At 63.2% G+C, this 20,489-nt stretch carries 21 protein-coding genes; 16 read left to right on the plus strand and 5 right to left on the minus strand.

What is annotated here, in order from left to right; all coding sequences use genetic code 11:
- Window positions 1–6: 6 nt before the first annotated feature.
- Genes LK12_RS10460 through LK12_RS10490 form a run of 7 tightly spaced genes read left to right on the plus strand, consistent with a single transcriptional unit; the run spans window position 7 to window position 6,144 of the window.
- On the plus strand, window positions 7–1,206 hold the full coding sequence (locus tag LK12_RS10460; RefSeq protein WP_052223318.1) for a D-alanyl-D-alanine carboxypeptidase family protein: 1,200 nt from the start codon (window positions 7–9) through the stop codon (window positions 1,204–1,206).
- Window positions 1,203–1,850: a dTMP kinase gene (tmk, locus tag LK12_RS10465; RefSeq protein ID WP_039283186.1), complete on the plus strand. Its 648-nt coding sequence runs from the start codon at window positions 1,203–1,205 to the stop codon at window positions 1,848–1,850. The genes LK12_RS10460 and tmk overlap by 4 nt, the downstream gene beginning before the upstream one ends.
- Window positions 1,847–2,821: an AAA family ATPase gene (locus LK12_RS10470; RefSeq protein ID WP_039283190.1), complete on the plus strand. Its 975-nt coding sequence runs from the start codon at window positions 1,847–1,849 to the stop codon at window positions 2,819–2,821. The genes tmk and LK12_RS10470 overlap by 4 nt, the downstream gene beginning before the upstream one ends.
- 29 nt (window positions 2,822–2,850) lie before the next feature.
- Window positions 2,851–4,410, plus strand: coding sequence for a methionine--tRNA ligase (metG, locus tag LK12_RS10475; RefSeq protein WP_039283193.1), 1,560 nt, complete (start codon window positions 2,851–2,853; stop codon window positions 4,408–4,410).
- A complete protein-coding gene (locus LK12_RS10480; RefSeq protein ID WP_039283196.1) occupies window positions 4,410–5,186 on the plus strand; it encodes a TatD family hydrolase in 777 nt (258 codons plus the stop codon). The genes metG and LK12_RS10480 overlap by 1 nt, the downstream gene beginning before the upstream one ends.
- Window positions 5,183–5,962, plus strand: a complete 780-nt coding sequence (locus tag LK12_RS10485) for an MBL fold metallo-hydrolase (protein WP_039283199.1) — start codon at window positions 5,183–5,185, stop codon at window positions 5,960–5,962. The genes LK12_RS10480 and LK12_RS10485 overlap by 4 nt, the downstream gene beginning before the upstream one ends.
- Window positions 5,959–6,144: a hypothetical protein gene (locus LK12_RS10490; protein ID WP_039283202.1), complete on the plus strand. Its 186-nt coding sequence runs from the start codon at window positions 5,959–5,961 to the stop codon at window positions 6,142–6,144. The genes LK12_RS10485 and LK12_RS10490 overlap by 4 nt, the downstream gene beginning before the upstream one ends.
- A 116-nt stretch (window positions 6,145–6,260) precedes the next feature.
- Here LK12_RS10490 and LK12_RS10495 read toward each other — a convergent pair whose 3' ends face one another.
- Both LK12_RS10495 and LK12_RS10500 read right to left on the minus strand, forming a co-directional pair.
- Window positions 6,261–6,980, minus strand: coding sequence for an NYN domain-containing protein (locus LK12_RS10495; RefSeq protein WP_039283205.1), 720 nt, complete (start codon window positions 6,978–6,980; stop codon window positions 6,261–6,263).
- Window positions 6,980–8,200: a glycosyltransferase family 87 protein gene (locus tag LK12_RS10500; protein ID WP_052223319.1), complete on the minus strand. Its 1,221-nt coding sequence runs from the start codon at window positions 8,198–8,200 to the stop codon at window positions 6,980–6,982. Before LK12_RS10500 ends, LK12_RS10495 begins: the two co-directional genes overlap by 1 nt.
- 130 nt (window positions 8,201–8,330) lie before the next feature.
- On the opposite strand from LK12_RS10500, the gene LK12_RS10505 reads away from it, so the two are divergent.
- The 3 genes from LK12_RS10505 to LK12_RS10515 all read left to right on the plus strand — a co-directional run bounded on the left by LK12_RS10505 (window position 8,331) and on the right by LK12_RS10515 (window position 11,029).
- Entirely contained in the window at window positions 8,331–9,176 is an 846-nt protein-coding gene (locus tag LK12_RS10505) for an AAA family ATPase (RefSeq protein WP_039283208.1), read from the plus strand.
- Between the two features lies 1 nt (window position 9,177).
- Window positions 9,178–9,603 (plus strand): GFA family protein, encoded by a 426-nt coding sequence (locus tag LK12_RS10510; protein ID WP_039283211.1) that lies wholly within the window; start codon window positions 9,178–9,180, stop codon window positions 9,601–9,603.
- Between the two features lie 244 nt (window positions 9,604–9,847).
- Window positions 9,848–11,029: a vWA domain-containing protein gene (locus LK12_RS10515; RefSeq protein WP_039283214.1), complete on the plus strand. Its 1,182-nt coding sequence runs from the start codon at window positions 9,848–9,850 to the stop codon at window positions 11,027–11,029.
- Window positions 11,030–11,072: 43 nt separating this feature from the next.
- Here the strand turns inward: LK12_RS10515 and LK12_RS10520 are convergent, their stop codons facing one another.
- The 3 genes from LK12_RS10520 to LK12_RS10530 all read right to left on the minus strand — a co-directional run bounded on the left by LK12_RS10520 (window position 11,073) and on the right by LK12_RS10530 (window position 13,373).
- Window positions 11,073–11,552 (minus strand): YybH family protein, encoded by a 480-nt coding sequence (locus LK12_RS10520; protein WP_039283217.1) that lies wholly within the window; start codon window positions 11,550–11,552, stop codon window positions 11,073–11,075.
- Between the two features lie 82 nt (window positions 11,553–11,634).
- Window positions 11,635–12,840: an exo-beta-N-acetylmuramidase NamZ family protein gene (locus LK12_RS10525; RefSeq protein ID WP_039283220.1), complete on the minus strand. Its 1,206-nt coding sequence runs from the start codon at window positions 12,838–12,840 to the stop codon at window positions 11,635–11,637.
- On the minus strand, window positions 12,837–13,373 hold the full coding sequence (locus tag LK12_RS10530; RefSeq protein WP_039283222.1) for a DOMON-like domain-containing protein: 537 nt from the start codon (window positions 13,371–13,373) through the stop codon (window positions 12,837–12,839). Before LK12_RS10530 ends, LK12_RS10525 begins: the two co-directional genes overlap by 4 nt.
- Before the next feature lie 173 nt (window positions 13,374–13,546).
- Between LK12_RS10530 and tyrS the strand changes: the two genes are divergently transcribed.
- From tyrS to LK12_RS10560, 6 genes are all read left to right on the plus strand, one after another.
- Complete coding sequence (tyrS, locus tag LK12_RS10535) at window positions 13,547–14,776, plus strand: tyrosine--tRNA ligase (RefSeq protein WP_039283224.1); 1,230 nt, start codon at window positions 13,547–13,549, stop codon at window positions 14,774–14,776.
- A gap of 105 nt (window positions 14,777–14,881) precedes the next feature.
- The gene (locus tag LK12_RS10540; RefSeq protein WP_039283227.1) at window positions 14,882–15,220 is read left to right on the plus strand and encodes a PilZ domain-containing protein; all 339 of its coding nucleotides are present in this window, start codon (window positions 14,882–14,884) and stop codon (window positions 15,218–15,220) included.
- Between the two features lie 145 nt (window positions 15,221–15,365).
- Window positions 15,366–17,537 carry a TonB-dependent receptor gene (locus tag LK12_RS10545; RefSeq protein ID WP_039283229.1) on the plus strand — a complete coding sequence of 724 codons (2,172 nt, stop codon included), beginning with the start codon at window positions 15,366–15,368 and terminating at the stop codon, window positions 17,535–17,537.
- 55 nt (window positions 17,538–17,592) lie between these two features.
- On the plus strand, window positions 17,593–18,849 hold the full coding sequence (locus tag LK12_RS10550; RefSeq protein ID WP_039283232.1) for an MFS transporter: 1,257 nt from the start codon (window positions 17,593–17,595) through the stop codon (window positions 18,847–18,849).
- Between the two features lie 2 nt (window positions 18,850–18,851).
- Window positions 18,852–19,769 carry a cysteine synthase A gene (cysK, locus tag LK12_RS10555; protein ID WP_039283236.1) on the plus strand — a complete coding sequence of 306 codons (918 nt, stop codon included), beginning with the start codon at window positions 18,852–18,854 and terminating at the stop codon, window positions 19,767–19,769.
- Window positions 19,766–20,473, plus strand: a complete 708-nt coding sequence (locus LK12_RS10560) for a dienelactone hydrolase family protein (protein ID WP_039283240.1) — start codon at window positions 19,766–19,768, stop codon at window positions 20,471–20,473. The genes cysK and LK12_RS10560 overlap by 4 nt, the downstream gene beginning before the upstream one ends.
- Window positions 20,474–20,489 lie beyond the last annotated feature (16 nt).

Below are 20,489 nucleotides of genomic sequence, written 5' to 3' on the forward strand. Positions count from 1 at the left end.
GGCGCCATGTCGGCGTGCGGGAGAAGTCGGGTCTTGAAGTCGAAAGTGAAGTTTGGGCTGGCACTGGCTCTACCCGTGGCCGCCCTGGCAACTCCCGTCAGCGCGGCAAATCCCGAACCCCCGGCCGAGCTGGCACCCATCCCGGTCAGTCTGCTGGTCGATCTCGGCTCGGGGCAGGTGCTTGAGCAGCGTCATCCGGATACCCCTTTCCTGCCCGCTTCCGTCACTAAGGTGATGACGGCCTATGTCGCCTTCGAGGAGATCGCCGCCGGACGGCTTTCGCTGGACCGGGTTTTTCAGGAGCGGCCGGAGACGGAGAAGGAATGGTTCGCCAAGGGCACCAACATGTACCTGACCGTCAAGGACAGGCCGACCACGCGCGATCTGCTTCACGGCATCCTGACGCAATCGGCAAACGACGCGTGCGTCGTCCTGGCTGAAGGCTATGCCGGGAGTGTGCCGGAATGGACGGCGAAGATGAACGATGCCGCCCGCCGCCTGGGAATGACGCTAAGCCACTACAATACGCCGAATGGCTGGATGGACGAGGGCCATACCTATGTGACGGCACGCGACATGGTGAGGCTGGCCGACGCGATGATCACCCGCCATCCCAAGCTTTACCGCGAGTTCTCCGGTCACAAGCGCTGGTACTGGAAGGGCGTCGCCGGTGAAGTGCACATGCGCAGCCACGATCCGATCATCGGCGTGGTGCCCGGGGCCGACGGGATCAAGACTGGCTACACCCGCGAGGCCGGATACAATTTCGTCGGCACCGCCGAGCGCAACGGGCGTAGGCTGGTGATGGTCCTGGCCGGTTCGCCGACTACTCCCGTTAGGGACAAGGCCGCGCGGGCTCTGATCGAGTGGGGCTTTTCCGCCTGGACCCCCCGGCATCTGTTCGACAAGGGGCAGCCCGTGGCGAAGGCGCAGGTGCAGGATGGCGATGCACTGACGGTGCCGCTCGTCGCCAACCGCGAGGTACATGCTACCTTGCCGAAGGATAGCCAGCGTAAGATCAGTCTTTCCGTGCACTACCGGGGGCCGCTGGTCGCCCCGATCCGCAAGGGGGACAAGATCGCCGACCTCACCATCCAGGTTCAGGGGCTCGAGCCTGGCCAGGTGCCGCTTTTTGCCGGGCGCGACGTCGGCAAGGCCGGTACGCTGGACAGGCTGTGGAACGGGCTTATCACCCTTTTCTCATGACCACGGGACGTTTCATCGCGCTGGAAGGCGGGGAGGGGGCCGGCAAGTCGACGCAGGCCCGGCTGCTTGCCGATGCCTTGCGGGCGCGGGGGGTCGAGGTTGTGGTCACGCGCGAACCGGGCGGAACGCCGGGTGCCGAAGCAATCCGCAAGCTGCTGCTGGAAGGCGTGCCCGATGACGCGGGACCGGGCTGGAACCCCCGTGCCGAGGCGTTGTTGTTCGCAGCTGCCCGCTCCGATCACGTCGAACGGCTGATCAAGCCCGCATTGGCGCGCGGTGCCTGGGTCGTGTGCGATCGCTTCCTGGACTCGAGCCGTGCCTATCAGGGCGGCGGCGGCGGTCTTTCCGATGCCGATATCGTGGCGCTCCACGCCATCGGCAGCGAGGGGCTGCTGCCCGACCTGACGCTGCTGATCGAGGTGACCCCGGATGTCGCGGCGCAGCGGCTTGCCTTGCGCGATACCGGCGGCACCGATCGCATCGGTGGACGCGACACGTCATACCACGCGCGTGTCGCGCAGGCCTTCGCGTCTTTGGCAGAGAGCGAGCCGGACCGTTTCGTCCGCATCGATGGCAACCGGACACCCGAAGCGACCCAGGCCGGCGTGCTGGCTGCTCTTGCGCCGCTACTGGATTCGGCATGACGACGGGCACTTCCTTCATCGGCCAGGATGCTGCCTGGCGCGAATGGCTCGCGGCCATTGCGTCCGAGCGCATGCATCATGCCTGGCTGCTTTCCGGGGCCAAGGGGCTGGGCAAGCGTGCCTTTGCGCGTGCCGCCGCCGCGGAGCTGGTGCGGGAGCCCCGGGGCAAGGCGCCCGATCCCGCTACTCATCCCGATGTCCACATTCTCGAGCACCTGCCGGCCAACGACGACGAGGCGAAGAAGAAGGCCGAGGGCAAGCCCTTCCAGACCAAGCGCAACATCACCATCGATCAGGTGCGCCAGATGCAGCAGCGGCTGACGACGCGGCCGACGCTCGGCAACCGTCGCGCCATCATCATCGATCCGGCGGACGACCTTGAAAAGAACGCCGTCAATGCCTTGCTCAAGAGTCTCGAGGAGCCGCCGGTCGGGACCTATTTCCTGCTCGTCACGCACCAGCCGGGTCGCCTGCTGCCGACAATCCGTTCGCGTTGCCGAATCCTGCGCTTTGCAACGCTTGCGCCCGACGAACTCGATGCCGTTATCCGTCGGGACGTGCCGGAGGCCGACAGCGATGCCCGCGCCGCGGCCATTTCCGCGGCACAGGGCTCGCCAGGCATGGCGCTGACGTTCGTCGAGCAGGATCTTGGCGGCATCCACCGGCTGATGCTGCAGATCCTGCGTGAAGGCGACGCCGACTTCCATCTGCGCGGGGCGCTTGCCGGGGAGATGGGGGCCAGGCCGACCCGTGAGCGGCAACTGGCGGCGCTGGAACTGGCACGCAGCGTGCTGGTCTCCGAACTCACCGGGGCATCGCGGGCGCGGCAATTGAAGATAATCGAGGCGCACGGCACGCTGACGAGGCTCAACATGCAGGCGCCGACCTACAATTTCGACGCCGGGCTCCTCATAATGGAAATTGGCGGGTTGCTGGCCTCGACCGCGATGCCTAGAGAAACCGCTCGCTAGTCACACCGGAAGAGAAAGTGCGACCGCCCATGGGCGAGCCCTATTACATCACCACTGCAATCAGTTATCCCAACGGCAAGCCGCATATCGGCCACGCCTATGAAGCGATTGCCGCAGACATCATCGCCCGTCATCGCAAGGCGGAAGGATTCGACGTCCGGTTTCAGACCGGTACCGACGAACACGGGCTGAAGATGGCCCAGAAGGCGCGCGACCTGGGCATGACGCCGGCCGCACTCGCGTCGGAAATGTCTCAGCATTTCATTGATATGTGCGACGCGCTTAATGTCGGCTACGATGTGTTCATCCGCACTACCGAACCGCGCCATCATACCTCCGTGCAGGAGCTTTGGCGGCGCATGGAAGCCAGTGGCGACCTCTATCTCGACCGGTACGAGGGTTGGTATTCGGTGCGCGACGAGGCCTATTACGACGAAAGCGAGCTCGTCGAGGGAGAGGCGGGTGAAAAACTCTCGCCGCAAGGCACGCCGGTCGAATGGACCGTCGAGGAATCATGGTTCTTTCGCCTTTCGAAATACCAGGACAGGCTGCTCGAGCTCTACAGGTCTACCGAATTCATCCGGCCCGAAAGCCGACTCAACGAGGTGACGCGCTTCGTCGAAGGGGGCCTGCGCGATCTTTCGGTCTCGCGCACCAGCTTCGACTGGGGCGTGAAGGTGCCCGGCAGCGAGAACCACGTGATGTACGTCTGGGTCGATGCCCTGACCAACTACATCACCGGCCTGGGCTTTCCCGAAGAGGGGGGGGACTATGCGCGCTACTGGCCGGCGGACCTGCACCTGATCGGCAAGGACATCGTGCGGTTCCACACGGTCTATTGGCCCGCTTTCCTGATGAGTGCCGGCCTGCCGGTGCCCAAGCAGGTCTTCGGACATGGCTTCCTGCTCAACCGCGGGCAGAAGGAATCGAAGTCGCTGGGCAATGTCACCGATCCGATCGAACTCGCAGAGACGTTCGGTGTGGACAGCCTGCGCTATTTCCTCATGCGCGAAGTGGCGTTCGGGCAGGACGGCTCCTATTCGCCGGAGGCCATCGTCACCCGCTGCAACGCAGAACTTGCCAACAGTTTCGGCAATCTGGCCCAGCGCACCCTGTCGATGATCTTCAAGAACATGGGTGGAGCGATCAAGCCGAAACTCCCGCTCGACGACGCGGACGTGGCGCTTTCCGATGCGGTTGCGGTCGGCATCATGGGCCTGCGCCGCGCCTTCATGGACCTCGATTTCTCGAACGGCCTGGAATCCTGGATGCGAGCCGTTTTCGCCTGCAACCAGTATGTCGACGAGCAGGCGCCCTGGACGCTGCGCAAGACCGATCCGGAACGCATGGAAGCGGTGTTGATGACCTTGCTGCGCTGCGTGCGCAGCCTTGCCATAGCGGTGCGTCCGGTCGTTCCGGCCGCGATAGACACGTTGCTCGACCAGATGGGCGTGGCCGCCGATGCGCGCGACTACGCCGCGCTGGCCCACGCCGACTGGCTGGAACCGCTGGCGGAAAGCGGTTTCACGCTGGACAAGCCCGTGGGTGTGTTCCCGCGGCTGGAAATGCCCGAGGAAGCGGCGGCCTGATGCTGATCGATTCCCACTGCCATCTCGAATACGAAGGTCTGGTCGAGGACCAGCAGGGCGTTCTCGAGCGCGCTCGCGCCGCCGGCATCGGCGGATTTCTCAATATTTCCACCCGTCGGCGCGAATGGGACAAGGTCGTCGGCACCGCCGCGCGCGAAAGTGACGTCTGGGCCTCGGTCGGGATTCATCCGCACGAGGCCGACCAGCACGCGGACCTGGGCGAGGGGGCTCTGCTGGAAGCGGCAGCGCATGCCAAGGTGATCGGCATCGGCGAAACCGGGCTCGACTACTATTACGACAAGTCCGACCGCACCGTGCAGCAGGCCTTGTTCCGCACGCATATCGCGGTTGCACGCGAGACGGGGTTGCCGCTCATCGTCCACACCCGCGACGCGGAAGAGGACACAGCACGGATTCTCGAGGAAGAGACCGGGAAGGGGGCTTTCCCCGCCCTCATCCACTGTTTCACCGCAAGCGCGGACTTTGCCGCCAAGGTCCTCGACCTGGGGCTCACGATCTCGCTATCGGGCATCGTAACCTTCAAGAATGCCAAGGACTTGCAGGCCGTAGCTGCAGACTTGCCCGAAGATCGGCTGCTGGTCGAAACCGATTCCCCGTTCCTCGCGCCGGTGCCGCATCGCGGCAGGAAGTGCGAACCGGCCTATACGGCGGACACCGCCCGGTTTGTGGCCGATTTGCGCGGCGTGACGCCAGACCACTTCGCTGACGCCACGACGCGCAATTTCTTCGCGTTGTTCCGGAAGGCGGCCGCGTGAAGCTGACTATTCTCGGTAGCGGCACGTCGACCGGCGTTCCGCGTCTCGGCGGTGAACACGGGGCCGACTGGGGACGCTGCGATCCGGACAATCCCAGGAATCGCCGGACGCGCGTTTCGATCATGCTCGAAAGCCATGCCGGCAGCCGTATCCTCGTCGACACGTCGACCGACCTGCGAACGCAGTTGCTGGCCAACGACATCCACCGCCTCGATGCCGTGTTCTGGACGCACGATCATGCCGACCACTGCCACGGCATCGACGACCTGCGGCCATTGCGTTACGGTCGGGCCGGTCCGATCCCCGGCTTTGCGGCTTCCGAGACGGTACGTCGCCTACGCCAGCGGTTCGGCTACGTCTTTGCCGGACAGGAAGGTTATCCGACGATCGTCACGCTCGACAATCTCGAGACGGTGCGGATCTGCGAAGGGTTCAAAGTCGATCACGTGCAGATGCCGCACGGACCGGCCAAGTCCACGGGCTATCGCTTCGAATGCGATGGCAGATCCGTGTGCTATGTCACTGATTTCAGTGAAATCACCCGCGAGATGATCGATCTGTGCTTCCGGTGCGATGTCCTCGTGGTCGATTGCCTGCGCCGGGAACCGCATCCCACGCATGCGCATCTGGGCATGGCTCTGGAACTGGCTGAAGCGACGCAGGCCACGTCCGCCGTGCTGACGCATCTCGACAAGAGCATGGATTACGACAAGCTTGGTCAGGAGGTGCCGGAGCATGTCCTGGTGGCTTATGACGGAATGGTGGTGGAACCATGATCCAGATGGGAATGATCGTATCGGTCATAGCCGTGATCGGTTGGCTGATCCTGGCCACGCGCGGCGCACCGTTCCGCAGGCTCGGTACGCGCGGCGTCGTGAAGTACGCGCTGATCTGGGCGGCGATCATCATTGGCCTGTTCGTCGTGATCCAGGTCAGCGGCTTTCGCATCGAGCAATAAGCACGAGGGGGCTTCTACGCCCCCTTTCATAGCTCTCAGCATTTAACATAATATATATTATCAATCTAAATGACGAGACCTGGCAGGGTCCCCTCAAGCGCCAGCCACTTGGAATCTCAGCGCAATCGCTTGACGTAGAGACCGCTCTCGCGCTTCTCGGTCGCGAAGTTCGGCAAGCTCTGCACGAGTTCGGACAGTCTCGAGAAGCCATAGCTCCGGGCATCGAAGCTCGACCGGTTCGCGACCCGCTGGCCGACCTCGGACAGGCTCGCGAAACCATCGTCGTCGCGCTTGCTGGCTTTCCACGCATCGCCGAGCAGTTCGACCAGGCCTTCGTCGACGGTCGGCGCCGTCTTCGCCTTGCCCGATTGATCGGCGCGCTTGTCGGCCGTCATGGCATCGAGGTCGATGAAGCGCGTGCAGGCTTCGCGGAACGCCTCGGGCGTGCGGCTCGATCCGAAGCCGTAGACCGGAGTCCCGTTCTGCCGGATGCGGATCGCGAGCGGCATGAAGTCGCTGTCGCTCGACATGATGCCGAAGCCGTCGACATGGCCATCGTAAAGCAGGTCCATGGCATCGATGGTCATCTTCATGTCGGTGGCGTTCTTGCCCTTGGTGAGGTCGAACTGCTGCTGCGGCTCCAGCGCGTGGCGGTGGACCAGCCCCGCCCAACCCTTGAGCGCCGGCTTGCTCCAGTTGCCGTAGATCCTTCTGACGTTGACGGTCCCCAGGTCTCCCAGGATCGTCAGCGCGGCGTCGAGCGTCGCCGGCGAAGCATTGTCGGCATCGATGAGCAGCGCGATGTTGCGGCTGCGGTGTGTACTGGCGCTGACCATTAGGAAGTCCCCTGCAATTCATGTTCTTGCCAATGCACGGGCGCTGGGTTGGTTGCCCGGAGCACGATCACGGCGAAAAGAAGCGCCAGCACCGCCGGCATGATCGGTATCGACAGATTGAGCGCTAACGGCCGGGCGAACGCCGGAGCAACGAAAGCCAACGCCAGTGCCAGCTTTTCCCACTCGCGAAACCCATTGCGCAGCCCTTCCCCCAGCAACCACAGCATCGGGAAGGCAAGCAGCACCAGATCGTAGTCCAGTGCAAAGGGCGTGACCAGCAGCGCACCGGCGAGGACCGCCGCGCCGAGCCCGGCCGACCATCGGTGCTGCCGGCATAGCAGACCGATGCCCAGCCCCACACCGATGGCCGAGGCGACTTGTAGGCCATAGGAGAAGCTGACGTCGGCGCCGAGCAATCGGGCGCCCGCGAAAACGCTGACCATCTTGCCGAAAGGCACGCCCCCCGCCTCCATGGCTGCCTGGGCCCGCGCGCTGGCGGCCAGCCATTCCGTCCACACGCCCGGTCCGGATAGGACCACGGCCAGCATCATCAACAGGATCGTTGTCGCCGCAGCGGAGAATACCGTCCGCCATTCGCGCGTCAGCATCAGCGCCAGCGGAATCAGTGGCCCGAATTGCGGCTTGATAGTGGCGAGGCCGAACAGGACGCCGGCAAGGTCCGGACGCTGCCGGACAAGCAAGGCCCCCAGCCCCAGTAAGGTCGCGACGAGAAAGGAGGTCTGGCCGTGGGTAATGACGAGCGGCACGGCGGGGAAGGCAAGCACCAGCAGCCACAAGGGCGCCGGCTCCCCTGCCCGCAACCACCATTCGCGCACGGCCGCGATGTAGAGGGCGCCCGTCGTGATCAGCCAAGCGGCCAGCGCGGGGAAATAGCCGAAGAGTCCCAGCGGCCAGCAGATCGGCAGGAACGATGGGGGATAGAAAAAGGCAGTGTAACCGGAGTCGGTAGCGAAGAACTGGCGTTGCCTGGCAATGTGGGCAGCCGCGTCATAGACGTCCCCGCCCTGTTGCAGCATGTGTCCCGTCGTCCAGAAGCTGATGAAATCGGTTCCGATCAAGAATCCGTTGCGATCGATGCCACGATGCGAGGTCGCGACGATGAAAATCAGTATCGAGATATTGAGGAACGCGAGAATGCGCAGGTATGCGTCAGCGCGCGCCCTGCCCAGCCACTCCATGTTCTTCAGAAAACCCCCCATGGCACGAGCTTCTGCAACGCTCCGGCGTGGTTGTCCATGGCCCCGGCCTGCCCTGTCCCGAACGGCCTTGCCTTGCTGCGTCGCACAACATAGGGCTTAATCGAACAGTTAAACGTAACAGGATCAGCCGATGCAGCGTTTCGAAGGCACCAGCGACTACGTCGCCACCGAAGATCTGAAGGTCGCGGTCAACGCCGCCGTTCTCCTGCGACGACCGCTGTTGGTCAAGGGCGAGCCGGGCACGGGCAAGACTGTCCTGGCGGAGGAAATCGCCAAGGCCGTGGATGCACCGCTGATTACCTGGAACGTGAAATCGACCACCAAGGCGCACCAGGGCCTTTACGAATACGATGCGGTGGCGCGCCTGCGCGACGGCCAGCTCGGCGACGAGCGGGTGCACGACATTTCCAACTACATCCGCAAGGGCAAGCTGTGGGAAGCCTTTACTTCCCCACGGCTCCCGGTCCTGCTGATCGACGAAATCGACAAGGCCGACATCGAGTTTCCCAACGACCTTCTCGCCGAACTCGATCGCATGGCCTTTGATGTCTACGAGACCGGCGAGCACATCGCCGCTATCGAGCGACCGATCGTCGTCATCACCTCGAACAATGAGAAGGACTTGCCCGACGCCTTCCTGCGCCGCTGCTTCTTCCACTACATCAAGTTTCCCGATCGCGAGACGATGGAAGCCATCATCGATGTCCATTTCCCCGGTATCCAGAAGACGCTGGTCAAAAAGGCCATGGAAGTCTTCTACGAACTGCGCGACGTGCCCGGTCTCAAGAAGAAGCCGTCCACGAGCGAATTGCTCGACTGGCTGAAGCTGCTGATGAACGAGGAAATGCCGCTCGAAGTCCTGCAGAACCAGGACCCGAGCAAGGCAATCCCGCCGCTGCACGGCGCCCTGCTCAAGAACGAGCAGGACGTGATGCTGTTCGAACGGCTCGCCTTCATGGCGCGCCGCGGAAACTGAGATGGGTGCGCCCTACTCCGGAAGCTGCAACTGCGGCGCGGTGACGGCGACGATCGACGCAGAGCCCGTGTGGGTGCGTCAGTGCTGGTGCCGCCAATGCCAGAAGGCGGCCTCGGGCAGCGCGACCACAAATGCCCTGTTCCCCAGCGATGCCATTTCGCTGACCGGCGAGGTGCGCTGGAACGGCTATACCGCCGAAAGCGGCAACACCATCGAGCAGGGTTTCTGTCCCGCGTGCGGCACGCAGATATTCGGCCGCAACTCGACGCGTCAGGGAGCGCTGGTTGTCCGACTCGGTTTTATCGACCCGCCGCACGATCTGCGCCCCTCTTCAGCCATCTGGCTGGACGAAGCTCCCGATTGGGCGAAGGACGGCGGCGCTATGGAACAGTTCCCACGCCAGCCTCCCCCGCCGCCTGCGAGCTGAGATTGGGCGCAGGCCGACGAATATGCCAGCGTTTCCTACGGACGCGTGCTCGGGTTATGATGGCCGCGATGGTCGACCTGGAAAACCTCTGTCCGCCTCGACAATGCGGCTCAACGGAAGTTGACACAGACATGACCTGTGATGCTTGGATTTCCGGGCGAAACCGGAGCAAACCGGACCCACAATTTCAGCGTTCCGTGTCAATCGGAACGTCACACCTGCCACTCGGGCCAAGGCTGAAACCATGCTGCTGAACTTCGTCGACGAACTGCGCGCTGCAGGCATTCCCGCTTCGCTCAAGGAGCACCTCGTGCTGCTCGAAGCGCTCGACAAGGACGTCATCGAGCAGTCGCCGGAGGCGTTCTACTATCTCTCCCGCGCCACCTTCGTGAAGGACGAAGGCCTGCTCGACCGGTTCGACCAGGTGTTCCAGAGGGTCTTCAAGGGCATTTTCACCGACTACGGGCAGCAGCCCGTCGATATTCCCGAAGACTGGCTGAAGAAGCTCGCCGAGCGCTATTTCTCCGAGGAGGAGATGGAAAAGGTCAAGTCCCTCGGTTCGTGGGACGAGATCATGGATACGCTGAAGAAGCGGCTTGAGGAGCAGCAGAAGCGACACCAGGGCGGCAACAAGTGGATCGGCACCAACGGTACCTCGCCCTTCGGCCATTCGGGCTACAACCCCGAGGGCATCCGCATCGGCGGCGAAGGCAAGCACGGCCGTGCGATCAAGGTCTGGGAAAAGCGCGAGTTCGCCAACCTCGATAACTCCAAGGAACTGGGTACCCGTAACATCAAGGTGGCGCTGCGCCGCCTGCGTCGCTTCGCCCGCGAAGGCGCGGCCGAGGAACTGGACCTCGACGAGACGATCCGGGGCACCGCCAAGCAGGGCTGGCTCGACCTGCACATGCGGCCCGAGCGGCACAACGCGGTGAAAGTGCTGCTTTTCCTCGATGTCGGCGGATCGATGGATCCGTTCATCTCGCTGGTCGAGGACCTTTTCAGCGCCGCCACCAGCGAATTCAAGAACCTGGAGTTCTTCTATTTCCACAACTGCCTTTACGAAGGCGTGTGGAAGGACAACCGCCGCCGTTGGTCCCAGCGCACGCCGACCTGGGACATCCTCCACAAGTACGGTCACGACTACAAGGTGATCTTCGTGGGCGATGCCGCGATGAGTCCCTACGAGGTCAGCCATCCGGGCGGTTCGGTCGAACACATGAACGACGAGGCCGGCGCCGTGTGGTTACAGCGCGTGATGCAGACTTATCCGGCCACCGTCTGGCTCAACCCGACGCCTGAACGGCAGTGGGAATATTCCAGCTCCACCCGCATGATCCGAGATCTGATGGGCGGCGCGATGTACCCGGTTACGCTCGAAGGGCTCGATGCGGCGATGAAGGAACTCACGCGCAAGAAGAGCTGACCGGGCAGCGCCCCCCACTTGCCCGGTCGCTGCGAGTTCACGCCTAGGATGCGGCGTCGATATGCTCGTGGATCGATTGCCAGCTGCCGTCGGCCTGTTTCTGGAACACCTCCGTATAACGGTAGTCGGCTTCCTTCACCTTGCCCGCAGTGCTGGTGAGATGGGCAAGACCGGACGCGATGAACAGATCCGGACCCAGGATCTGGATCTTGGCGTCGGGCATTTCCGCATGGTCGAACTTCATGTCGACGAACCGGGCGTTGGCAACGTGCATGGAAACCTTGCCGCTGATACGCCCCGGTTCTCCCGCGTCGAAGGCCACGATGTCATCGGCATACCACTTGTCGATCGTGCCGAGATCCATCGACCCGACCGCTTCGGCAAAGTCGGCCAGGACCGCGTCGGCCTGCGCTTCGGTCAGTGGCTGAGCCGCTTCGGCTGTCGTTTGCGTGCTGCAGCCGGCTATTCCGACCCCGCCGAGCGTCAGGGCTGCAAGCCCCAGCGCGAATTGTATATTTCGCATGCTATCCCCTCCATTTTGTCGCGGCGCCTTTGCAGCGCTCGCGGAAGGGAGCCTACGCCTGCCCTGCCTCTTGGCAAGCGGGTTAACCTTTGTAGATCAGCAGGTCTTCGATGCTCGCACGCCAGGCGGCTTCGTCGCGCGTGGCGATGGCGTCGAGATCGCCCGGATGGGCTGCCGCATCGTCCACCCATTCGCGCAGCGCCGGTCCGCCGTTGATGACGTCGATGGCAAGGCGATCGAACTCGTATTCGTAGGCAAAGTCGCGCCAGAGGGGATAGTCGGGGCACAGGTTGCGGATGGCCTTGAAGGCCAACGCTTGCAGCCGCCAAGGCCGGAACGCCTGGTGGGCGTAGAAAGGCCCCTCGGCATGGATCATCAGCGCGTTGCAGAGCATGCCTGCGTGCTTGTGGAACGTCGGTTCGAACCAGCATTCGCGCAGTGCGGCCCCGCCCAGCCATTCGGGGGCAAGGCGCTCCATTTCGGCCAGAACGGCCTTCGCGTCGACATCCGGCGCCCCGAACAGGACTTCGAGGGGGCGCGTGGTGCCGCGCCCTTCGGACAGCGTCGTGCCTTCCAGCATCACCGTGCCTGCATAGGCTCGCGCCATGTTGAGGTTGGCGGCATTGGGGCTGGGATTGATCCAGATCCGGCTTGCCGGCCATCCGAAACCGGGCGCGCTGTCGGGCTGCCAGCCTTCCATCGCGATCACCTGGTAGTCGACGTCGAGATCGAAATGCCGCACGAACCAGTGACCCATCTCGCCGAGCGTCAGCCCGTGGCGCATCGGCATCGGGCCGGCGCCCACGAAGCTCTCCTGACCGGGCAGGAGAGTGGTTCCCTCGACCGGCCGGCCCGCGGGATTGGGGCGGTCGAGAACCCATACGCTCTTGCCCTGTCCCGCGGCGGCTTCCAGCAGGTAGAGCAGCGTCGTCACAAAGGTATAGATGCGGCAGCCGAGATCCTGCAGGTCGAACAGGAAGACATTGGCGGTCGCCATCATGTCTTCCGTCGGCCGGCGCACTTGCCCGTAGAGACTGAAGACGGGGATGCCGTAGGTGGCATCGCGCTCGTCTGCGGTCTCGACCATGTTGTCCTGCTTGTCGCCCTTGAGGCCGTGCTGCGGACCGAAGGCCGACGTTACATTGACCCCGGCAGCGATCAGCGCGTCGAGCGAATGGAAGAGGTCTTCCGTCACCGAAGCCGGATGGGCAACGAGAGCCACGCGCTTGCCTTCAAGTGGCTTGCGCAGCGCAGGGTCCGCCAGGAGGCGGTCGATACCGAATTTCATGCGCCGCTGGGTGCCGCAACCTCTTCGAGGAAGCAAGCCGGATCGTGGAAATCCGGCGCATCGCCCGAATGCGCCAGAGCCCAATAGCTCTTCACGCCCCCCTCTTCCTCTATCACCGCCGAAAACCCGGCCTTGAGCGGTGCCGGCGGCAGTCCGGTTGCCGGCAGGGCTGCGTCGAAAATCGCCATGTCGGTTCCGAGCCGCATCGTGCAGTCCGGCTCGCGCGGCATGGGGCGCTCGCTCATGCCTTCGCGTCTGCCGCTGAAATTGTAGGCATTCCAGCGTTCCGACGGCGACAGATTGACCTCGATGTAGCTCTCTTCGGTGGGCGGCTGCAGGAACAGCTCGAAGCACGTCGTCTTCCAGAGTTCGTCTGCCCTCCCCTTCCCTGCGAACGCCGGGACGACGAGTTTGGCGCATCCCATGATCTTCCACCGCACGCGCAGCCAGGTCGCGTCGAAAGCGATGATCCGCGCCTCGATGCTGCGAACGAGTGCGGGCGGATGAGCGGGATGGCTGACAAGGTGAGGCATTTGAGGGTCCGTAGATGGCCTCTTGCCGGGCTGGCAATGCGAAATCGTCGGCCTGCCGAGTGCGGCGCGACCGGGCGTTCGGGCCTTCCGCACATTCATGTGCAGCTGGTGGCTTTGTTTCGCGCGCGGCGCGTGCTAGGCGCGCCGCTTTCGATCCAGCCGAAACTACGGACATGACCTACAATTCTACCCTGCTCCGCCTGCTCGACGAGCGTGGCTACATCCATCAGGTGACCGATGCCGAGGGCCTGGACGCTTTGGCCGCAAAGCAGATTGTGCCGGCATATGTGGGCTTCGACGCCACTGCCCCTTCGCTGCATGTAGGCAACCTGGTATCGATCATGCTGCTGCGCCGTCTGCAACAGGCAGGGCACAAGCCGGTCGTGCTGATGGGTGGCGGAACCACCCGCATCGGTGACCCGACTGGCAAGGACGAAGTCCGCAAAATGCTCACCGAAGAAACGATCGAGGCCAATATCGCCTCGATCCGCACGGCCTTCGAGCGTTTCCTGACTTTCGGCGATGGGCCGACCGACGCGGTGATGGTGAACAACCACGACTGGCTGGGCAAGCTCGGTTACATCGAGATGCTGCAAATGGTCGGCACCCACTTCACCGTCAACCGGATGCTGAGTTTCGATTCGGTCAAGCTGCGGCTTGAGCGCGAACAGCCCATGACCTTCCTCGAATTCAACTACATGATCCTGCAAGGTTACGATTTTCGCCACTTGTGCCAGGCGCAGGGTGTGCGGCTGCAGATGGGTGGCTCGGACCAGTGGGGCAATATCGTCAACGGTGTCGAACTGACCCGCCGCATGGACGCAACCGAGGTATTCGGCCTGACCACGCCACTGATCACCAAGGCCGACGGCAGCAAGATGGGCAAGTCCGTCTCGGGCGCCGTCTGGCTCAACGAGGAACAACTGCCCGCCTACGATTACTGGCAGTTCTGGCGCAATTGCGACGATCGGGATGTCGGCCGTTTCCTGCGCCTGTTCACCGATCTGCCCTTGGACGAGATTTCCCGGCTCGAGGCCCTCGAAGGCGGCGAGATCAATGACGCCAAGGTCGTGTTGGCGAATGAGGCGACGAAACTGTGTCGCGGCGAGGAAGCCGCCCGCGCGTCCGAAGCCACGGCACGCGAGACCTTTGCCGCCGGCGGGTTGGGTGAAGACCTTCCCACTATCGAAATCGGTAGCGACGGCATTCGCCTGGGGGCTGCTTGCACTGCCCTCGGGTTCACGGCCTCCAATGGCGAGGCGAAGCGCAAAATCGCCGAAGGCGCGGTGAAGCTCGATGACGATGTGATGAACGACCCCGGTCTGCTGATCACGGTCGCAGCAGGCGAATCGCGCAAGCTGAGCCTCGGGAAGAAGAAGCACGGCGTGCTCAAGGGCGTCTGAACGGCAAAAATGCACCGCTCGTCCGGCAAGGAACTGCAGGCTTTACTGAATGTTTGCCAATTCGGCGCATGATCTGTCCTCACGGTCACAAACTGAGGCAAAAAAATGAGTGCGGGTGCGCAGCTTTCTGTAACCGATAAGCGCCGGGCGGCACGCCATCCGGTCGATTATTCCGTGATTGCCGAGCATCGCCAACTTGGCGACTTGCAGTTGCAGATCGTCAATATTTCCGCGCAAGGGTTCATGGTTACGGGTCATCTCGACCTCGATCGCGGCGAACGCGTTGTCATGCGCCTTCCGGTTATCGGGCGCATAGAAGCCCACCTTATCTGGTCGCATGAAGGCCGCGCCGGCTTCCAGTTCGAACGGATCATCCGCGTCGACGACTTCCTCAAGCTGGTCGATACGCTGCAACCCAATCCCCGCCTGCGCCCTCGCCGCTAAACGCCACATTCGATTAGAATCGCCGATCGATTTTGCCGGCTGCCCTACCCGTGTGACGGGGCCTTTGCGGCGCTGCAGCACATTTGTGTCCAATGCGTGCTTTTGAGTCTTGATATAATATATCATTACACTTAGCAGGACGGGCATGAACAGCCCCTCCCCCCGAATCACAGCGCTGGCTTGCGCCAGTGTCCTTGCAATCACCACAGGCCTCGTCGTCCCGGGTACCGCCCTCGCCCAGGATGCTACGAGAGCGCACACGGATCAGAGTTCTTCCGATCCGCACAAGGACGCACATGCCGCCGGGAACGAGATCGTCGTCGTCGGCCACCCGCCCACGGACTACGGGCTGCTCGCCGCAACCACCAGCATCACCGGGGATACGCTCGTGTCGAACGTCCGGTCGCAGATCGGCGAGGTCCTCAACAAGCTGCCCGGCGTTTCCTCGACCAGCTTTTCTCCCGGTGCTTCGCGTCCGGTCCTGCGCGGCTTCAGTGGCGACCGCGTCAGCGTACTGACCGACGGTATCGGCTCGCTCGACGCTTCCAACGTCTCGGTCGACCACGCCGTGGTGTTCGATGCGCTGACGGTCGATCACATCGACGTCTTCCACGGCCCTTCGGTGCTGCTGTTCGGCGGCAACGCCATTGGCGGTGCAGTCAACGCCATCGACAAGCGCATTCCGCGTGAAGTTCCCGACCGCATCCAGGCCACCGGGATTGCCGGTTATGGCTCCGCTGCCAACGAACGCTCGGCCAGCGGCGCCGCGGAAGTCCCTCTGGGTGACCGCTTCGTTGCGCATGTCGACGCGTCCTGGCGCAAGAGTGACAACCTGCGCACCGGCGGCCACGTCTATTCGCCCGAACTGAGGGCCGAAATGCTGCACTCGGCGGAAGAAATGGCCGCCGACGGTGAGCCGGACGAAGCTGCCGAACTCACGGCCGAGGCAGACCGCACCGGGAAGATTCCCAATTCGGCGGCACGCACCACCACTATCGGCGCCGGTCTGGCTTTTATCGATGCCGGCGGCAGCCTGGGCATTTCCTATCAGCACTACGACACCGTTTATGGTGTGCCCGACCGCCCGGCGACCTTCCACGACGAGGAAGGCGAAACCCACGAAGAAGGTGCCCACGATCATGGCGAGGCGCCGGTCCACATCGATCTGGTGCAGGATCGCTTCGATCTGCGCGGCGAGCTGAAGCTCGGCGGATTCCTCGATCGGGTGCTGGTCCGCGGGGCTTATGCCGACTACCGCCACATCGAATACGAAGGCGAGGAAAAGGGTACGATTTTCGATGGCCAGGGCATCGAAATGCGCACCGACCTCGTCCAGTCGAACCGCGGCGGTTGGCGCGGGCGCAGCGGCGTTCAATACCTGTGGCGCACGCTGACCGTTACCGGGCCCGAAGCCGTCGTGCCCGACTACGATATCGAACGCATCGGCATGTTCACACTGCAGTCGTTCGATATAGGCAGCGGCTTCACGGTCGACGGTTCGGGGCGTTACGACTCTTCGCGCGTCAAATCGCGCGGCGCGTCGTTCTCACGCAGCTTCGATCTTTGGTCGGGGGCAGCCGGTGTCTCGTGGAAGTCCGGCGATGGCCTCGGTATCGGTGCCAATTTCGTACATGGCGAACGCGCGCCCTCGCCTGAAGAACTGCTGAGTGACGGGATCCACGTTGCCACGCAGGCCTATGAGGTGGGTGACGAAACGCTGGGCGTGGAACGGAGCAATGGTTTCGAGGCCTACGTCCGTTATCAGGCGCCGATCATCAACCTGTCCTTGACCGGCTATCTGACCAAGTTCAGCAACTACATCGCGCCGCTTGCGACCGGCGCCGAACAGGACGGCCAACCGGTCTATCGCTACACGCCAGTCGATGCGACCTTCAAGGGTTTCGAGGCATCGGGCAGCGTGAAGGCCATGGACTGGGGCGAAGGCGATCTGCGCTTCGATGCCTCGGCCGATTACACCCATGCCCAGATCAAGAACCTGGGACCGGTTCCCCGCATTCCGGCCCTGCGTCTTCGCGGTGGCAGCGACGTTACGCTGGGCGACCTGCACCTGCGCGGGGAAGTGGAATGGAATGCCAAGCAGGACCGTGTCGGCGTCTATGAATATCCGACCGGCAGCTTCACCGTCGTCAACCTGAGTGCGGACTGGCACCCCATGGGCGAGCAAGGCCCGGTCACGCTGCTGCTTTCTGCCAATAACCTGTTCGACGTCGTCGGTCGGCGCTCCGCGTCGTTCACGCGGGACTTCGTGCCGATCGCCGGACGAGACCTGCGCATAACCGCGAAGTTCACCTACTGAGCAGAAAACACGGCTTAATCTTGGCAAGGGCGAGAGGTGGTGCCATGCACCGCGCGTGAGTACCCCCACCTCCCCCCTTCAGATAGCCAACTACCGCAAGTTCTGGCTTGCCCGTTTCAGTGCCATGCTCGCCTCGACGGGCATGGTCGTGATCATCGGCTACCAGCTCTACGACGTCGCCCGCAGCGAATATGGGATGTCGATCACGCAGGCCTCATTCCAGCTGGGGTTGCTGGGTCTGGCCCAATTCCTTCCGGTATTTCTCCTAACACCGGTCGCCGGCGTGGTCGCCGACCGGTTCGACAGGCGCAAGGTGGCCGCGCTGGCGGCATTGCTCGACGTCTGCGTAGCGCTGGGACTGGGCGTGACGACAGAACTTCAGGTGCGCAGTCTGCCTGTGCTTTTTGGCTTTGCAGTCCTGCACGGGGTAGTGCGCGTCTTCATCAGTCCGTCGATGGGGGCCATCGCGCCCAACGTCGTCCCCGCCAGCCTCATCCCGCGCGCCATTGCCTTCAATTCGATCGCCATGCAGGCAGGGATGATCATCGGGCCGGCGGTCTACGGGTTTCTCTTCGCCTCCGACAGGGCCCTTCCCTACTGGACGACTGCCGGCATGCAGGTGGTCGCCGCGCTTTCTATCTTCGCGATAAACAACTTGCCGCAAGTGCATCGGGATGCCCGCAAAGCCCACCCGGTCCGCCAGATCATCGACGGGTTCCATTTCGTCTGGAAGGAGCGCTTTCTGCTAGGCTGCATCACGCTAGACCTGTTCGCCGTTCTCCTGGGTGGCGCTACGGCGCTAATGCCCGTTTTCGCTCGAGACATACTGCATGTGGGGCCCGAAGGTCTCGGGCAGATGCGGGCGGCTGCGGCATTGGGCGCGGCCACGGTGGCGCTGTGGCTATCGTTCCGTCCGCTGGATCGGAACGTGGGCGTGAAAATGCTGGTGGCAGTCGGGGCTTACGGTGTGATGACCGTTGGTTTCGGCGTTTCGCGGGTATTCCTGTTGTCGCTGGGGTGCCTGGCTCTGCTGGGTGCGGCAGACATGATCTCTGTATTCATTCGCAGTTCGCTCGTGCAGTTGCGCACCCCTGACGACGTGCGCGGCAGGGTTTCGGCGATTTCAGGCCTGGCCATTTCCGCCTCCAACGAACTCGGTGAAATGCAGTCCGGCATTGCGGCTGCCCTGCTCGGAGCGACCGGAGCGGTTGTTTTCGGCGGCGCCGGTGCCATAGTCGTAACTGTGATCTGGGCGTGGCTGTTTCCGGAAATTCGCCGCGCCCGCAAGTTCGAAGCATCTTGGGAGCATTAGCCATGAAAGCCGAAAGCATTCTCGCCACCATCGGCAATACCCCGCACATTCGCCTTTCGCGCCTGTTTCCTGATCACGAGGTCTGGGTAAAGGCAGAGCGCGCCAATCCGGGCGGATCGATCAAGGATCGCATCGGGCTCGCCATGATCGAAGCGGCAGAGGCGGACGGCAGCCTCAAACCGGGCGGAACGATCATCGAACCGACCTCGGGCAACACCGGTATCGGCCTCGCCATGGCGGCGGCCGTCAAAGGTTACAAGCTGATCCTGGTCATGCCTGAATCGATGTCCATCGAACGGCGCCGTCTCATGCTCGCCTATGGCGCGCAGTTTGACCTTACGCCGCGTGAAAAGGGCATGAAGGGCGCCATCGACCGCGCCAGGGAATTGATCGACTCCACGCCCGGCTCCTGGATGCCGCAGCAGTTCGACAATCCGGCCAATGTCGACATCCACGTGAAGACGACGTCCCGGGAAATCCTCGACGATTTCGCCGATACGCCGATCGACGTGCTGATCACCGGCGTTGGTACCGGCGGCCACCTGACCGGCTGCGCCGAAACGCTGAAGAAATCCTGGCCCGAAATGAAGGCCTACGCCGTGGAACCGACGCTTTCCCCTGTCATCTCCGGCGGGCAGCCCGGTCCGCACCCGATCCAGGGCATCGGTGCCGGCTTCATTCCGGCCAATCTGCATACGCAGTCGATCGATGGCGCGATCCAGGTCGATCCCGCCGATGCCAAGGAAATGGCCCGGCAGTGTGCAACCAAGGAGGGCATGCTGGTCGGCATCAGTTCGGGGGCGACGCTGGCGGCGATCGCGCAGAGGCTGAAGGACCTGCCGGCCGGCAGCCGCGTGCTCGGCTTCAATTACGATACCGGCGAGCGCTATCTTTCCGTTCCCGATTTCCTGCCGGAATGATGGCACTGGAGCCCATCGCCTACAGCCACGCGGACAAGGACCTTACAGGGTGGCTCGCGCGCCCCGAAGGCACCCCGCGTGCTGCTGTCATCGTCTTTCCGACCATTGCCAATTTCAACGCCGCGGTGGAACGGCGCGCCAGGATGCTCGCCGAGGAGGGATATCTGGCAATGGTGGCGGATTTCTACGGCGATGCGGCCGATGAACCCGAGGCCGTGCGTGCTCTGGCCGACGATCTTCGCGCGGACGCCTCGCATTATCGCGGCAGGCTGGCTGCCGGAGTGGCGACCTTGCGTGGCCTGCCCGAAGCCAAGGGGCTGGCGATGATGGCCATAGGCTATTGCATGGGCGGACAGGCGGCGCTCGAGGCTGCGCGCGATGGACAGGATCTGCTCGCGGCCGTCAGCTTTCACGGGATACTGTCTACCGGAAAACCGGCAGAACCCGGCGCGATCAACGCGCGCTTGCTTGTCTGCCACGGGGATGCGGACCCTCTGGTACCGCGCGATCAGGTCATGGCCTTCTGGGAGGAAATGGATCGTGCCGGTGCAGACTGGCACTTCCATTCCTACAGCAACGTCCGCCACGGATTCACGGATCCCGGCAGCGACGCCCGCGGGTTCGATGCCGTCAAGTACAACGCGAGCGCGGACCGGCAGTCATGGGCGGCGATGACCAGTCTGTTCGACGAAATCCTGACCTGACACAGGCCGAAAAAAT

Source organism: Novosphingobium malaysiense (assembly GCF_000802225.1).
Taxonomy (GTDB): Bacteria; Pseudomonadota; Alphaproteobacteria; order Sphingomonadales; family Sphingomonadaceae; genus Novosphingobium; species Novosphingobium malaysiense.

What these genes read in the sequence shown, in the direction of transcription:
- LK12_RS10460 (WP_052223318.1), top strand. Translation starts at nt 7, where the DNA reads ATGTCGGCGTGCGGGAGAAGTCGGGTCTTGAAGTCGAAAGTGAAGTTT.
- tmk (WP_039283186.1), top strand. Translation starts at nt 1,203, where the DNA reads ATGACCACGGGACGTTTCATCGCGCTGGAAGGCGGGGAGGGGGCCGGC.
- LK12_RS10470 (WP_039283190.1), top strand. Translation starts at nt 1,847, where the DNA reads ATGACGACGGGCACTTCCTTCATCGGCCAGGATGCTGCCTGGCGCGAA.
- metG (WP_039283193.1), top strand. Translation starts at nt 2,851, where the DNA reads ATGGGCGAGCCCTATTACATCACCACTGCAATCAGTTATCCCAACGGC.
- LK12_RS10480 (WP_039283196.1), top strand. Translation starts at nt 4,410, where the DNA reads ATGCTGATCGATTCCCACTGCCATCTCGAATACGAAGGTCTGGTCGAG.
- LK12_RS10490 (WP_039283202.1), top strand. Translation starts at nt 5,959, where the DNA reads ATGATCCAGATGGGAATGATCGTATCGGTCATAGCCGTGATCGGTTGG.
- LK12_RS10495 (WP_039283205.1), bottom strand. Translation starts at nt 6,980, where the DNA reads ATGGTCAGCGCCAGTACACACCGCAGCCGCAACATCGCGCTGCTCATC.
- LK12_RS10500 (WP_052223319.1), bottom strand. Translation starts at nt 8,200, where the DNA reads ATGGGGGGTTTTCTGAAGAACATGGAGTGGCTGGGCAGGGCGCGCGCT.
- LK12_RS10505 (WP_039283208.1), top strand. Translation starts at nt 8,331, where the DNA reads ATGCAGCGTTTCGAAGGCACCAGCGACTACGTCGCCACCGAAGATCTG.
- LK12_RS10510 (WP_039283211.1), top strand. Translation starts at nt 9,178, where the DNA reads ATGGGTGCGCCCTACTCCGGAAGCTGCAACTGCGGCGCGGTGACGGCG.
- LK12_RS10515 (WP_039283214.1), top strand. Translation starts at nt 9,848, where the DNA reads ATGCTGCTGAACTTCGTCGACGAACTGCGCGCTGCAGGCATTCCCGCT.
- LK12_RS10520 (WP_039283217.1), bottom strand. Translation starts at nt 11,552, where the DNA reads ATGCGAAATATACAATTCGCGCTGGGGCTTGCAGCCCTGACGCTCGGC.
- LK12_RS10525 (WP_039283220.1), bottom strand. Translation starts at nt 12,840, where the DNA reads ATGAAATTCGGTATCGACCGCCTCCTGGCGGACCCTGCGCTGCGCAAG.
- LK12_RS10530 (WP_039283222.1), bottom strand. Translation starts at nt 13,373, where the DNA reads ATGCCTCACCTTGTCAGCCATCCCGCTCATCCGCCCGCACTCGTTCGC.
- tyrS (WP_039283224.1), top strand. Translation starts at nt 13,547, where the DNA reads ATGACCTACAATTCTACCCTGCTCCGCCTGCTCGACGAGCGTGGCTAC.
- LK12_RS10540 (WP_039283227.1), top strand. Translation starts at nt 14,882, where the DNA reads ATGAGTGCGGGTGCGCAGCTTTCTGTAACCGATAAGCGCCGGGCGGCA.
- LK12_RS10545 (WP_039283229.1), top strand. Translation starts at nt 15,366, where the DNA reads ATGAACAGCCCCTCCCCCCGAATCACAGCGCTGGCTTGCGCCAGTGTC.
- cysK (WP_039283236.1), top strand. Translation starts at nt 18,852, where the DNA reads ATGAAAGCCGAAAGCATTCTCGCCACCATCGGCAATACCCCGCACATT.
- LK12_RS10560 (WP_039283240.1), top strand. Translation starts at nt 19,766, where the DNA reads ATGATGGCACTGGAGCCCATCGCCTACAGCCACGCGGACAAGGACCTT.